Raw genomic sequence first — 15,094 nt, 5'->3', positions numbered from 1 at the left:
ACTACTTCTCCGAATCCACTAAGCCTTTAACAAACAGCTTCTGCATGCCTATCACCACCGCAACGGGTGGCAACATCGCTAATAAGGTAGTTGCCATAATTTGGTTCCATGCGATATCACCATCGGTCACCGACAGCATGCGCTTAATACTCATCACCAAGGTGTAATAGGCATCGTCTGTGGTGATCAACAAAGGCCATAGATATTGATTCCAACCGTAAATAAACAAGATCACAAACAAGGCCGCAATATTGGTTCGAGACAGCGGCAACAAGATATCGAAAAAGAAACGCCATGGCCCTGCACCGTCCATTCGAGCGGCTTCCACCAGCTCCCCTGGGATGCTTAAAAAACACTGACGAAACAAGAAAGTCGCCGTCGCACTGGCAATCAAAGGCAAGGTTAAACCTGTATAACTGTTAAGCAGATCAAGATTCGCCACCACCTCATAGGTCGGCACAATCCGCACCTCCACGGGCAGCATTAAGGTCATGAAGATGATCCAAAAGCACAGGTTACGAAATGGGAAACGGAAGAACACAATCGCATAAGCTGACAACAAAGAGATGGCGATTTTGCCGAAGGTAATGCCCAGCGCCATAATCAAAGAGTTCAGCATCATAAACCAGACAGGCGTATCCACGCCGTTGCCCGCTTTTTCAAACAATACCGTTCCCCATGTTTGTGCGCCCGCATCGCCAAACCACAAAGGAATATGCCCAACGCCAAACGCCGAAGCAGGATGTGTCGATGCCACCAACGCCATCCAAACAGGCAAGGCTACTAAAGCGATCCCAATCAACAAGGTCGCGTGACTTGCAAAGGTTAACCAAGGTCGATTTTCGATCATGAGTACTGCACCTTACGCTCAATAAAACGAAACTGAATCACCGTCATCAAGCCGACAATCGCCATAAGAACAACCGATTGCGCCGCTGATCCACCCAGATCTAAACCAACAAAACCGTCATCAAATACTTTGTAAACTAAAGTGGTTGTACTTTGCCCTGGACCACCTTTGGTGGTCGCATCGATCACCCCGAAGGTTTCAAAGAAGGCGTACACAAGATTCACTACCAACAAGAAAAACGTCGTCGGAGACAATAGCGGAAAAACAATGGTCCAAAAGCGCTTAAATGGACTCGCACCATCAATCGCTGCTGCTTCAATAAGCGAGCGCGGTACGGCTTGCAAACCAGCAAGGAAAAATAAGAAGTTGTAACTAATTTGCTTCCAAGTCGACGCAATCACCACCAAAATCATCGCTTGGTTACCATCAAGATAATGGTTCCAATCAATACCCGCTGACTTCAACCATAGGGCAATCGGCCCCATGCTCGGATCAAACAAAATCCACCACAAAACACCCGCCAACGCAGGCGCGACAGCATATGGCCAAATTAACAAAGTTTGATACGCCAGCTTGCCACGGATAATACGATCCGCCATCACGGCCAACAACAGCGCTAAAGACATGCCCACAATGGCAACAGAAAAACTGAACACCAAGGTGGTTAACATAGATTGGTAATACAAAGGATCAGAAAATAAATCCGCAAAGTTTTCCAAGCCAATAAACTCTCGACTCAGACCAAAGGCGTCTTCCTGATAAAACGCTTGCTCTAAGGCTTGCTCAGCTGGCCAAAGAAAGAAAATAGCGGTCACCAAGAGCTGGGGCAACAGCAAAAGCCAAGGTAGGCCTTTTTGGGGAAAGGTAACTGTCATCGGACAATCCAAAAAAAAGAAAACGACAAATTAAAAAGAAAAATACGCCATTCAATAAAAAGCGCCCTTATGCAGAAAACATAAGGGCGCTAGTTTTATTTAGTCGTTCGCTTTTTCAAACTTACGAAGTTGCGCGTTACCACGTTCAACAGCGGTATTCAAAGCGGTTTGAGCATCTACATCGCCACTCCAAACAGATTCTAATGCTTCGTCTATGATGCCACGAATCTGTACAAAGTTACCCAAACGCAAACCTTTAGTGTTTTCCGTTGGCGTACCTGTTGTCATTTGGATGACACCCGTTTCCGTACCAGGGTTCGCGGCGTAGAAACCTTGACCTTTGGTCAAATCATACGCGGCCTTAGTAATTGGCAAGTAACCAGAGAACTGATGCCAGTCAGCCTGAACAGATGCACTTGATAGATAGCTTAGGAAAGACGCCACACCTTTGTATTCTTCTTTAGAGTGACCTTGCAATACCCACAAAGACGCGCCACCGATAATGGTATTAGAAGGTTGTTTTACCTTGCCTTCCCAGTAAGGAAGTTCCGCAACACCAAAATCGAATTTCGCATTACGTTTTATGCCAGCGTAACCGGCAGAAGATTCAGTAAACATGGCACATTCTTGGCTATAGAACTTCGCTGCACCATCGTTAGTACGACCTGAATAGCTAAAGATGCCGTTCTTTTGCCATTCGCCCATTTTTGAAATATGCGCAACTTGCAATGGACCATTAAATTTCAACTCGGTTTTCAAACCGCCAAAGCCATTCTCTAACGTAGCAAATGGTACATTGTGACGAGAACTTAAGTTCTCTAGCTGTACCCAAGATTGCCAAGCCGTCGTAAAGCCACAAGATACACCTGATGCTTGCAGTTTCTTAGAAACACTTTCGACATCTTGCCATGTTTTAGGCGCTTGGCTGATGCCCGCTTTTTTGAACAAATCTTTGTTGTAGTAAAGTACAGGCGTAGAACTGTTGAATGGCATAGACAGCATTTGGCCATCACTGTTGGTGTAATAACCTGTCACAGCGCTCAAATAAGCACTTTCATCAAACGATTGACCAGACTCACGCATCAGCTTATATACTGGGTAAATAGCGCCTTTAGCCGCCATCATACTCGCAGTACCTACTTCAAATACCTGAACGATCGCTGGTTGCTGTTTCGCTCGAAACGCGGCAATAGCTGACGTCATCGTCTCTGTGTAATTGCCTTTATAAACTGGCTTCACTTCATAAGCATCTTGGGAGTCGTTAAACGCTTTAGCGATTTCATTTACTTTTTCGCCATTTGCACCACCCATTGCATGCCACCATTCTACTTGTGTGGCGGCAAAGCCTGAACTCGCAATAGATAGACCAACAACCACTGACGCTAACTTCAAATTATGCATTTCCGTGTTCCTCACAATGAGTTTTTATTAGAAAAGAAAGAACGACTATAGAAAGAATATATTTCACTTTGATGATAGTAAGGTTTCATTTGAAATACAATCGCAATTCAAATGAAACTTTCAAACCAACAAATAGCGGAAAAACAAAAGAAAAATGAAGAAAAATAACAGAAATGAAAAAATTATTAGATAAGGATTAACGCAAAATTTCTTGATTCAAAGCCAATACGAGAGCATCAAACTCTTCAGTGAGCGCCACATGGTACGCCGCCAACAAGTCGCTTTCATGCTTTATCACGAGCGCTTCCATCTCTGAGATTAATTGACAAAAGCGATAGCCAGACACTTCCAAAGCGGCGCCTCTTAAGCGATGCGCCACCAGAGCGAAATCATGCCAATCGCCGCCATTAACATGAGCCTGCAGAGTTTTCAGTAAGGTCGTTGCTTCTTTAATAAATTCACCCGCAACCAATGCCATTAATTCGTGGTTATAGGCCAAACGACTTTCGTAATCTGTATTATCAAACACCTTAGGCTCAAACATAACTTAGAATCTCCGTTTCCATACTATTCTCTAAGGAAGCCATTTTGTGAGTATCGCAACTAACTTTTCCTGCGAAATGGGTTTTGCAATATGGTCATTCATGCCAGCCGCGAAACAGTCGTCTTCGTCACCTTTCATGGCATTAGCACTGAGTGCAACAATCGCTACATCAGAAGGCGTTTGCCCATCAGTAAACTGGCGAATAGTTCGCGTCGCTTCATAACCATCCATTACTGGCATCTGGCAATCCATAAAAATCATATCGAATTGAGTCGATTGGGCTTGCTCAACCGCTTCTTGGCCATTTTTCGCCACCACAACCTCTACGCCATACAAGTTCAACAAACCACGGGCAACAATCTGATTGGTCAAATTGTCTTCTGCTAACAATACTTTGGCTTTAAATACTGGCCGACCATCAGGGGTCTTCTCTACTTCACTCGCCATCTCAGGCTCTCCTTCCACTAATGGTTTTAGATTTTCAAGCACGTCCAGCAGTGGCTGCTGAAAGACAGGTTTTGCTAAAGCAGCAACATACACTTCTTTATCAAAATCCATATCTGAACGACCTTGTAGCAATACTCGCTTAATCGCATTTTTCTGACAGAATGCGTTCAATTCAGAGACATCAGAAACTGCCGAAATGACATCAGAGTCCAGTAAAACACAACGCCCTATCCATTCGCTGTCAGCCAGCGCGGTAGCAATACTGTCGTAAGCATTGTGAATAACACCGAATGAATCCAGCAATGCAGCAACATAGTCACGACCGGTTTTATTAGCATAAATTAACGTCACTCTAACAGCTTGTTCTACACCACCCGTTATCAATGGGGTCTGCTCAGCCATTGAAACCACATCAAGTGGTATACGAAACCAAAATTCAGAACCCTGATTTTCTACCGAGTTCAAACCGATTTCGCCACTCATAACTTGAACAATTTCTTTACTGATTGCCAAGCCTAATCCGGTGCCACCAAACTTACGAGTTGTCGACCCATCCGCTTGTTTAAAACGCTGGAACAAATGCTTTTGATTCGTTTCAGAAATACCAATCCCAGAGTCTTTAATACCAACTCGCAAAACAACACTGTTATCAACTAACGGCTCAACCGAAAGGAATAACGCTACCTCACCCTCTTGGGTAAATTTGACAGCGTTAGCCATTAAATTCACCAATACCTGCTTAATACGTAATCTATCACCATAAAGCACCACATTAGGAATAGGTGTCGCTGGCGAATTCAGAACAATACCTTTCTCTTCAGCTTTTAAGACAAAAACACCAGTCACTTCTTCAATTAGCGCCCTTAATTCAAATTCTTGCTTATCTAACTCCAAGGTCCCCATCTCGATCTTAGACAAATCTAAAATGTCATTAATAATATCCAGCAAGGATTCTGCACTTTGCTGAGATATTTTCGCCAAATTCGCCTGCTCAGACTGCAGTTTTGTACTCATCAACAAAGACAAACAGCCAATAACGCCATTTAATGGTGTACGAATTTCGTGGCTCATGTTCGCCAAAAACTCACTTTTAGCGCGGTTGGCTTCTTGTGCTTCTTCTTTGGCTTTACTTTGTTCCAATTCAGAGGCTTTTAAATGCTCGTTTGCCAACTGCAAATCTCGCGTTCTTAATCTCACTCGATTTTCTATTTCCGCCGTGTGGCTACTTACAATCAATAAAAACCAGCCAGCCAAGCCGGAGAACAAAAAGCCACAAGCCAAAACAAATTTCACGATCCAAGGCTGTTTGAAAAAGTAGTTGTCAGTAACTTGATATAACTGCCATTTTTTACCACCGACATCAATATCAAAACGAACAGCGTGACTAAAATCACCCGCACTGTAACGATCTACAACGTCTTGAGCAGACAGGCTCGCTGTCAAATTTTTAGTGACAAGCGTTGGCGTTGAAGAGCCATCATCTAAGTCCACCAAATACAAATCGGTATTAGGTAATAAACCCCGCTCTACAATGGTATTGGTTAATACATCCAGCTCTATTACTGCGGTTGCAACGCCTAAAAAGACATCGGTTTCCCGATCAAAAAATGGCATAAATAATAGAATGGCATGAGAACCTTGTACAAGCTTGAGGGGCGTCGTCGGGTAAGCCTTACGCAACGTTATCGCCTGATCAAGAGCAAAACGTCGGTCAGCCTGAGAGTAAACATCGTAACCCAGTGCCTGCTCGTTCCCCTCCAAAGGACTAATGTAAGTGACGACTATGTGTTGTGACCTGGGTGTAGCAAAAACAAACTGGTTCGCGTCATTTTTTTCCCTAACTCGAAATACTCGATCAGGATAGTCCTTTTGAATATCACGTTCAAAACTGGCTAAGTTTTCACCTGCCATAGCAAAATTCAAACTAACAATGAGTATCGAATCGTCGCGTTGCATCACACTGTTAGCGAACAATTCAAATTCTTTTGCATCCACTTCATCACTGCCTTTGACCAGACCAACAAAGCTATGCAGCATATCCACACTGTTTTTAATACGATTATTGAGCAACACGTCTAACAATTCAGCGTTGGAACGAAACTCTTTCGACTGCTTGTTCCATTCCGAATAACTGCTTCCCCAAGACAAAACAATCGTAAGCACCAAGACAAATAGAAAACCACCCACTAAACGCAGCGGATGTTCGAATTTATTACCAAAATACTGAGGAAAACACACCGCCAACCAAGGCACCATGACCAGTACCCCGATCATATCGCCGCCCCACCAAACTAGCCAATTGGTCAGAAATTCCTCTTTATTAATGATTCCAAAAGAAAGCAGCGACGCTGAACCAACACTGGCACTAATCAAGGTGGACAAAACACCCGCTAAAAAGATAAACCGAACCACTAAGCCAGTACGATGAAATTGGAAAGGCACACCAACAAATCGGCGAACTAAATAGCCGCCAACAAAAGACTGTAACGTTGAACCAAGGGCAATAAGTGCAGGGAGAGAAAAAGCAATAGGATGATTATTAAACCAAGTCGCACCGATATTGAGCAAAAAAGAGCCCAGAAAAATTCCGAACGGTGCTTGTTTAGGAAAAAAGACAGACGCCGCCACCGCCAAACCAGAAGCGGGCCAAATAATCGTCGAATAACCAGGCGAAATCGCAACAGCTAACCCCACAACGCCAAGGATAAAATACCCCAACGCAGTTAAAGCGATAATCGACATCACTTTCATCATACAAACTTGCTCCATCAAAGATGATCTAAGCATAGCTAAAATCACGAATTATGAAGATCTAATATTGGTTACGTTATGTAATAAATCATTAACTTAATAAGCGCAAGAGAAGAGAAGCAAGTGATGAGTATATGGTGCCCAGAGACGGAATCGAACCGCCGACACGAGGATTTTCAATCCTTTCTTTAATCTAATAAATCCAATGAGTTAAGATAATTCACCGTACCTATTATTGGAATGTATTTTTATTACAAGTCAATGGGTTAGTATTTTTTACCGATACTTAATTAGATGGTCCGTCTCCCCCCCTAAGCTATACTTAAGGTAGACTAAACAAACAGGCGAACCATCATGTTTAACATTAAAATCGTAATAACAACGCCCAACTACTTATGTCGATACAAGGTGTGGGGACATTGACGACAGAGCAGTTCTTCTCTGATATTCCAAACATGAACGAGTATAAAAATAGACGACATTTTAAGTAAAAATGATTTTTACTCTTTTCAAAACAATAAGTTACTTTCGGAGGCTATTTTAACATCGTAATATCCGTCAGCACCCACGCACTATTATGTTGAGAAAAACCAATTTTAGGGTAGTAATCCACTGCCTGAGGCGCAGACAATAAAATTAACGAACACTTAGGCTGTAAGGCTTCCTTGGTCATTCGGATCAGCGTTTTACCAATCCCCGTTGCCTGCACAGATTCATCCACTGCCAAGTCCGATAAGTAACAACAAAAGGCAAAATCCGTCACTGAACGCGCCACGCCGACCAAGGCCTCGCCTTGCCATGCGGTAATCAGCAAATTAGCATTTTCCAACATAGCCTTTATTGTTTCAGGCTCATTGATAGGACGACGCGCGCCCAATGTCGTTTTCGCCAGCAACTCCACAAACTGCTTAGCCGTTATAGCCTGATTCACCTTATAAGCGATAGGAAGCGATAACTCGATGGATTGCTCAATAGACATTAGGACACCTTTTTCGATGCGGTAAAACGGCAGCATAAAGTAATTTATGCGTTTATAAAATAAGAAAGTACTTACCTAAAGTTAAGCCTAAACAATAGTAAACACTCAACCAAAACTATCGATCTTTTGATAAAATTCGCAGAGCAACAGCGGCAGCTGAAGTACGGTTTTCAACACCTAGTTTTGGGAAAATTTGCTCTAAGTGCTTGTTGACTGTGCGCGGGCTCATTTCAAGAATTTCAGCGATCTCACGGTTAGTTTTCCCATTGGCAATCCAGTGCAAGACTTCTGACTCGCGATCCGTAAGGTCGAGTTCTTTCTTTAATAAAGCCGGACCGGAGGGTTTGTCTCCGTCTTCAAGACGTAATAGCACTTCTTTTTGTTCGGTGACGCCCATCATTTTCAGCGCCAAGGGGTACTCTAATCCACTGAGTTTCAGCAGGTTCCCCACGGCAGGCTGATGAGCTAACCAGAGGCGTATTTGCAAAGCCAGCTCAGTACTTTGCCATTCACTGCTTGCTCGCGCCTTAGCAAGCAAGGCGTAGGTTTGTGGCGTCGCCCACGCAATTTCACCAGCGTAGGTTGTCGTCATCAAATACTGTCCCATACTGTCCAGTGCGGACTGAGCGTTGTTGCTCAAACGCGCATTAGACAAATGTACACGCATGCGAGCAATCAATTCATTGGGCTGAATCGGCTTGGTAAGATAATCCACACCACCCGCTTCTAAGCCACGTACAATGTCGTCGGTATCGCTCAAACCTGTCATGAAAATAACTGGAATCGACGCCAGACTTTGCTCTGCTTTCAACGCTCGGCAGGTGTCAAAACCATCCATATTCGGCATTATGGCATCGAGCAAAATGATGTCGGGACGAATTCGTCGAGCAATGGTTAAGGCTTGCTTGCCTTCAAGGGCAACAAGCACATCCATATTAGCAGCTTCCAAAGTGTCATGAATTAGGCTCAACGCATCTGGCGAGTCGTCGACCACTAAAACAATGTCACTTTTATTACTCGGGTTCATAGTTGGATTTCTCGCTAACATCACTGATTAAACGTGAGTGTGTTTGTATGTATTGGGCAATCGCGTCGAACTGAAAACTTTGATACAAGCTTTCCAATTGTTGTAAATGGATCGAGTCAATGACATCTGTTTTAGCCAGCTGATCTAGCAAACCGCCGACGCCTTTTTTATAACCCATCTCCGCAAACGCCATCAGTTCGCGCACACTTTCATGGTCTGGAATGCCGGCAGTTTGTTGCTCTTCTAGCCGATTGTGCTCGTGCTCTTCATTGCTGTCAGCGAGCTTTTCCACAAGCCTAGGCGCAGCAACATCGACGTCGGTTTCTTGATAGACCCATTCCAACACTAGCCAATGTTTGATGGCATCCAACAAATCACTGTTGTTAACAGGCTTAACAAGATACTGATTAAACGCTGCTTGCTCATCTGGCTTACGTTGGTTCTCTTTGGCATCAGCAGACAACATAATAATTGGCGCACTATAAGCTCGATCACGTAGCAACTTAGCTAAACTCAACCCATCCATACCGGGCATGGAGACATCTAATACGAATAAATCTGGCGAGCAAGAATCCAGCTCATCCAAGCAAGCCTCAGCGTCGGAGGCTTCCAAAACATTAAAGCCCAGCGGCACGAGAATATCCGACAACAAACCACGTACCACAGGGTCATCGTCTACCACCATAAGAGTACGCTGATAGCCACGGTAACTTACGATGCGTTTGTATTCATAAGCAGAGCCATCTCCTTGGCTCACCCAAGGTAGCATCAAACTGACGCGAAATTCACTGCCTTCGCCCACCACAGAATGTGCCTGCAAATCGCCGCCCATGATGTCTGTTAACAGTTTCACTATGGTCAAGCCCAAGCCTGTGCCAGGTAAATTACCAGTACTGATGTCACGTACTCGCTCGAAAGGATCAAAAATACGTTTTAAGTGGCCTTCTTTAATGCCTACACCCGTATCTCGGATAACAAACTCAGCCACTTGATTACGATAATTGACTTCGAACAATACCGAGCCTTTTGGCGTGTATTTCACGGCATTTGACAACAAGTTAATCAAAATTTGCCGTAAACGCTTTTCATCTGTTATGACATGTTGAGGCAATGGTGCGAGAATTTTTGACTGCAATTGAATGCCTTTGTCACGCGCTTGCATGGCAAACATGCTGTTTAGCTGATCGATTAACTTCGGCAAATCCACCGTATTGCGATATAGATCAAAACGCCCTGCTTCGATCTTGGAAATATCCAATAAACCTTCGATCAAATCCGCCAAATACAAACCACTGCGATGAATAATATCCAAACCATTCTGGTGCCCAGAAGGTGTATTAGCTTTCTCGGATAAGAGTTGTGCATAGCCAATAATAGATTGCAGCGGTGTGCGTAATTCGTGGCTTATTCCTGTGAGATAACGACTTTTTGCCTCATTTGCTCGCTCGGCTTGTTCTTTTGCCCCTTGCAAGGCTCGGTCGGTTTCTTGGTGAGCATCAACTTCACGAATCAATTTTCTTGTTTGCCTATTAGACTCTTTCTGCGCCACCACACGACTTTCATGAGCGAGGACAAACAACCATGATAAGACACCAGAAACGATCAACAGAGTAAAGAACAGCGCCAACATAGTCTCTTTCAACAAGACTTCTTCATTCAGCGATGTCGGTGCCATTTGCGTATAAATCAACATCATCAGTGCGGCATTGATAATATTGATTATTAGCAACAAAGAGGCAAAACGACCAAAGCGAGAGCTCAGCGCCTTAACAAGTCTCTTAGGTAAAAACAGCTTCAAGAAATAGTCACTCTGCTGCCCAATGCTTGCCTGTGGTTTACAGCTATCTAAACAGCGTACATCTAAGGAGCAACACAAAGAACAAATCGGCTGCATGTAGGCAGAACAAAAACTCATGTCTTCCGTTTCGAACGCATTCTCACAAATTCCACAAGTCAGAGTGACATACTTAGGGTTGCGTTGTTTTGCCAGCTCAATCATCGGGATCAATTCAGGGCTTTGGCGCGCTAGGTAATATTTGCCCTTGGTGAGCCATGCAATCAGCGGCACAAACACAAAACAAGAACCCAAGGAAATAAAGTGACACAAGCTTTTCGCCACTTCACCAAAGACACCTAAATAACTCACCAATCCTAATGTCGTCGCGATCAACATCGACCCTGTTCCTACTGGGTTAATGTCGTATAAATGCGCCCGTTTAAACTCCACATAATTAGGGCTTAAACCCAACGGCTTATTGATTAATAAATCCGCTGACAAGCTGCCTAACCAACTCACCGCAGCAATAGCAAACACGCCTAAAATAGCACTTAACGCTTGATAAATGCCTAGCTCCATCAGCAATAATGCAATAGTCACGTTGAATACCAACCAGACCACTCGACCGGGGTGAGAGTGAGTTAAGCGAGAGAAGAAGTTCGACCAAGCAATAGAACCCGCATAGGCGTTGGTTAAATTGATTTTCATCTGACAGATAAACACAAACACCGCCGCCAAAAGCAAAGCGGTGGTAGGCGATGTAGTTAAAAAGAAAAAGATGCGCTGATACAAATAGGTTGGGTCGGTGGCTTGTATCGCTGAAGCGCCATCTGAAATCGCCAAGTAAGCCAAAAACGAACCCAATAGCATTTTAATTGCACCAATAAACACCCAACCTGGGCCCGCTAATATCAGCCAAAACCACCAGCGTCGGCGGTTTTGCTTGGTCTTAATGGGAAAAAAACGTAAGTAATCGACTTGCTCGCCAATCTGCGCCATTAAGGCAAATAAAACAGACGCTGCTGCGCCAAACAGAACCCAATCAAAGTGGGTACTTTGCGGCAAATCCACTGGCGCATATTGCGTCCAGCCTTCGAAATTTTGGTATTCCTGAGTCACCACCACACTGATAGCCGCGACTTGCAGAACCAACCAAATCCACTGGGTTCCGTTTTGAAAGCGACTAATAGCACGAATACCATGCGTTACGATGGGAATCACAAATATCGCCGAGAGCGCATAACCCAAGGCCAAAGGAATGCCTAATAGAACCTCCATTGCAGAGGCCAAAATAGCCGCCTCAATGGCAAAAAATATAAAGGTGAAGGTCGCGTAAATCAGAGAAGTAATGGTCGATCCGAGATAGCCAAAACCAGCGCCTCGGGTCAATAAATCTATGTCCAAACCATGCTTAGCGGAATAATAAGCAATGGGGAAACCCGTGACGAAAAACACCGCCAACACAGTGAGAATAGCTGCCACCGCGTTGGTAAAACCATACGCCAGAGTAATAACCGCAGCCAATCCCTCCAGAGCCAAAAACGCGGTAGCACCGAGCGCAGTATGACCAACACGCTCAATACTCATCGCATGGCCCTGCTTGGAGCCGTTGTCATGCCGAGAAGTGTAGCGTAGAGCGTAATCTTCCATGGTTTGATCGGCGACCCACTTATTGTAGTGGCGTCGCACTTTAAAGATCTTTTGTGCCGCCGTCATAGAATCTCGTGCTTAGACGATAAAATGACGCTTTTTGGCTTAGGAGACAAAAATGAGTTAGGCAAAAGCAAGTACCAAACCCGCTAGCGCAATAGCAGAGCCACTAATGCGCGTCGCTAAAGGCGTACCAATTTTCGTCATCAGCTGACCAAAACCCAGACCAACCGCATGCAAGCCCGCCGTAGCCAAAGCAAAACCCAACGCATATTGCAGACCATTGGCACTCAAAGGCATTTCCATACCATGCGCTGCACCGTGGAATAACGCAAAAGCCCCTGCAATCGCCATGCAAGCCGCTGTTGGTAAACGCTTAGCAAACAACACCAAAGCACCCAATACGACGGCAGACAATAGAATACCTTGTTCAACAAATGGCACATTTAATCCCGCCACCGCTAAGCCGCCGCCCAACAACATAGTCACGACAAACGCCGCTGGAATCGCCCACAAAGCGCGACCACCAATGCTCGCTGCCCAAAGACCAATCGCCACCATGGCCAAAAGATGATCCAAACCGCCCATTGGGTGAGCAAATCCCGTCATAAAGCTGGACGCGTGTTCGTGCCCCGGATGAGCAAGAACAGAACCTGACGCTAATATTGACGCTGCTACCAATAACCCTTTTGTGTTTATTGCCTTCATACCCTTTCTCCTAATACTTGATCAATCTGAACCAAACGATGTTACGAGTGCAGCAGTCGTTTAAACGACCGCCTTCGCTGCAGGTAACGCTTTCGCTTCCAACATCCCTTCCGACACAATAGTCTGAATAATCTCATCCAAACCTTGGGCTTTTTTAAGATTCGAAAAAATAAACGGACGATCGCCGCGTTGAATCTTGGCGTCGTGTGCCATTACCTCCAAAGACGCGCCAACCAAAGGCGCTAGATCGGTTTTATTAATAATCAACAAATCGGACTTGGTAATACCTGGGCCGCCTTTACGAGGAATTTTGTCACCTGCAGAAACGTCAATAACATAAATGGTAAAATCTGATAGCTCTGGGCTAAAGGTCGCACTTAAGTTGTCGCCACCACTTTCCACAAACACCACATCCAATTCCCCATGACGCTCTAGCAATTGATCTATCGCCGCTAAATTCATCGACGCGTCTTCACGGATCGCTGTATGGGGACAACCACCTGTTTCGACACCCAAGATGCGATCCGCATCCAAGGCTTCATGCTGGGTTAAGAACTTTGCATCTTCTTGGGTATAAATATCATTGGTCACCACGGCAATGTTGTAATGGTCACGCATCGCGCTGCATAAAGAACGCAACAACGCGGTTTTACCTGACCCTACTGGACCGCCCACACCTATTCGTAATGTTTGTTTTTTCATTCTGGGTTCCTTTTTAAAAAAATTCGAAATCTTATGGTTGTTATTTCCACTCGCAAAACTACAAAACCAAAATACATACATGAACCAAACACGTAGGCCGGATGAATCGAGGGACGAAGATGTAATCCGGCGTTTAGAGGTGGTTAAAGCGCAAGGCACACCATACAACGCCTGATTACGGTCGTACCTCCCTCATCAGGCCTACAAAATAAAATACACCTAAGACCGAAACAGCCGCGAATATTGTGTTTCGTGTTGAGCACTGGCAATGGCAATGGCAGGTAAACCCGCGCCAATGCGATCTTCATCAATGGTTAACGACATGGCAATCGCCTGTCGAATATCCGTCTGTAATTCACCTAACAATTCTTGTGCTTGCGTTTGCCCAAGGGGCACTAATTTGGTTGCAGCGGCGACTTGGTTTTCCAACCAAGACCAAGCAAAACCGAGTGAAGCAAGATCGGCTTTCAAGCTCCAATGGCTTGCTGCAATGGCAAATAAGGTGACAAAACTCATTTCATCTAAACGCTTAAACGGCGTATCGATTTGCAAACTGCCCATCAAACGAAACAAGGCTTCGCCCATGGCAGTATCGTTTAAGCGCAGTTCTTTGGTTTCTCGACACGCTAAGATCAGATCATTCAGTTCAAATAATCTTTCTGTGTTTTGCTGCTTAGCGGCATCCATACATAACCGCAACACCGGCAAATCCACACGCGCTACTGACTGTTGTAACTGCAAGCCAATCCAGTCTGACACTTCGGTTTTGTTTTTTACCCATCCTTGATCAATGGCGTATTCCATGCCTTGAGAAAAAGCAAAACCGCCCACAGGTAAACCCACGCTGCTTAACTGCAAAAGCCGTAATAAGCTGATGTCAGTGGTGGCAATATTAGTGGTGGCAATGTTAGTGGTGACTGTGCCCATGACTATAAGCTCCAGATTCTGGGACAAACACCGCTTCTTCATGGGTAACGATCAAGCCAAGCATGTGCAGCATGTCTTCTAAAACATGGTCGGGTTTGATGCGTAACCAGCGTTCGCCAATTTGGATTTTGGTGTGACGGTTGCCCAAGTGATAACAGGCTTTGGAAAAAGCTTCCCAATCTTCACAGCTCGCATGGGCAACGTCTTCTACTGCGCCAGTCACTTGAACTATCTTGCCGCATTCGGACTTTAAAAATTCACCGACTAACAGCGGCTTACCACGCTCAAGGAAAACTCGAACTTCTTCGTTATTGTCACCTATCAGTTTCAAGCGCCCACGATCACGCTGTTCATGAGTTAAGGTCACTGTGGTGTGGACTGGATCATGACAATGAGTGCCTAATCTTTCGTAAATATCTAGCATGCTATCTTCCTCAAAAAACGTTCCTAAAAAAG

At 44.7% G+C, this 15,094-nt stretch carries 13 protein-coding genes; 1 reads left to right on the top strand and 12 read right to left on the bottom strand.

Features of this window, described 5'->3' with window-relative positions:
* Nucleotide 1 precedes the first annotated feature (1 nt).
* The 5 genes from ugpE to AC2A4J_RS05790 form a co-directional block, all read right to left on the bottom strand.
* Nucleotides 2-850: a sn-glycerol-3-phosphate ABC transporter permease UgpE gene (ugpE, locus tag AC2A4J_RS05810; protein ID WP_484175283.1), complete on the bottom strand. Its 849-nt coding sequence runs from the start codon at nucleotides 848-850 to the stop codon at nucleotides 2-4.
* Entirely contained in the window at nucleotides 847-1,725 is an 879-nt protein-coding gene (gene ugpA, locus AC2A4J_RS05805) for a sn-glycerol-3-phosphate ABC transporter permease UgpA (protein ID WP_484175282.1), read from the bottom strand. The genes ugpE and ugpA overlap by 4 nt, the downstream gene beginning before the upstream one ends.
* Nucleotides 1,726-1,824: 99 nt before the next feature.
* Complete coding sequence (gene ugpB / locus AC2A4J_RS05800) at nucleotides 1,825-3,126, bottom strand: sn-glycerol-3-phosphate ABC transporter substrate-binding protein UgpB (RefSeq protein ID WP_255827778.1); 1,302 nt, start codon at nucleotides 3,124-3,126, stop codon at nucleotides 1,825-1,827.
* Between the two features lie 196 nt (nucleotides 3,127-3,322).
* Nucleotides 3,323-3,670 carry an Hpt domain-containing protein gene (locus AC2A4J_RS05795; RefSeq protein WP_484175281.1) on the bottom strand — a complete coding sequence of 116 codons (348 nt, stop codon included), beginning with the start codon at nucleotides 3,668-3,670 and terminating at the stop codon, nucleotides 3,323-3,325.
* Nucleotides 3,671-3,700: 30 nt separating this feature from the next.
* Nucleotides 3,701-6,871: an ATP-binding protein gene (locus AC2A4J_RS05790; RefSeq protein WP_484175280.1), complete on the bottom strand. Its 3,171-nt coding sequence runs from the start codon at nucleotides 6,869-6,871 to the stop codon at nucleotides 3,701-3,703.
* A gap of 392 nt (nucleotides 6,872-7,263) precedes the next feature.
* Here AC2A4J_RS05790 and AC2A4J_RS05785 point away from each other — a divergent pair, with 392 nt between their 5' ends.
* A complete protein-coding gene (locus AC2A4J_RS05785; protein WP_484175279.1) occupies nucleotides 7,264-7,359 on the top strand; it encodes a hypothetical protein in 96 nt (31 codons plus the stop codon).
* 44 nt (nucleotides 7,360-7,403) lie between these two features.
* Here the strand turns inward: AC2A4J_RS05785 and AC2A4J_RS05780 are convergent, their stop codons facing one another.
* The 7 genes from AC2A4J_RS05780 to ureE form a co-directional block, all read right to left on the bottom strand.
* Nucleotides 7,404-7,847 carry a GNAT family N-acetyltransferase gene (locus tag AC2A4J_RS05780; protein WP_484175278.1) on the bottom strand — a complete coding sequence of 148 codons (444 nt, stop codon included), beginning with the start codon at nucleotides 7,845-7,847 and terminating at the stop codon, nucleotides 7,404-7,406.
* Between the two features lie 115 nt (nucleotides 7,848-7,962).
* Nucleotides 7,963-8,874, bottom strand: a complete 912-nt coding sequence (locus AC2A4J_RS05775) for a response regulator (RefSeq protein WP_484175277.1) — start codon at nucleotides 8,872-8,874, stop codon at nucleotides 7,963-7,965.
* Nucleotides 8,861-12,367 (bottom strand): hybrid sensor histidine kinase/response regulator, encoded by a 3,507-nt coding sequence (locus tag AC2A4J_RS05770; RefSeq protein ID WP_484175276.1) that lies wholly within the window; start codon nucleotides 12,365-12,367, stop codon nucleotides 8,861-8,863. The genes AC2A4J_RS05775 and AC2A4J_RS05770 overlap by 14 nt, the downstream gene beginning before the upstream one ends.
* 57 nt (nucleotides 12,368-12,424) lie before the next feature.
* Nucleotides 12,425-13,009, bottom strand: coding sequence for a HupE/UreJ family protein (locus AC2A4J_RS05765; protein ID WP_484175275.1), 585 nt, complete (start codon nucleotides 13,007-13,009; stop codon nucleotides 12,425-12,427).
* Between the two features lie 60 nt (nucleotides 13,010-13,069).
* Nucleotides 13,070-13,711, bottom strand: coding sequence for an urease accessory protein UreG (gene ureG / locus AC2A4J_RS05760; protein ID WP_484175274.1), 642 nt, complete (start codon nucleotides 13,709-13,711; stop codon nucleotides 13,070-13,072).
* 219 nt (nucleotides 13,712-13,930) lie between these two features.
* Nucleotides 13,931-14,638: an urease accessory protein UreF gene (locus AC2A4J_RS05755; protein WP_484175273.1), complete on the bottom strand. Its 708-nt coding sequence runs from the start codon at nucleotides 14,636-14,638 to the stop codon at nucleotides 13,931-13,933.
* On the bottom strand, nucleotides 14,619-15,062 hold the full coding sequence (gene ureE, locus AC2A4J_RS05750) for an urease accessory protein UreE (RefSeq protein ID WP_484175272.1): 444 nt from the start codon (nucleotides 15,060-15,062) through the stop codon (nucleotides 14,619-14,621). The genes AC2A4J_RS05755 and ureE overlap by 20 nt, the downstream gene beginning before the upstream one ends.
* Between the last annotated feature and the right edge of the window lie 32 nt (nucleotides 15,063-15,094).

It is taken from the genome of Marinomonas sp. ATLA20 (genome assembly GCF_057180105.1).
The sequence above is the reverse complement of the archived record's forward strand: the minus strand, read 5'-3'. Positions and strand labels throughout refer to the sequence as shown.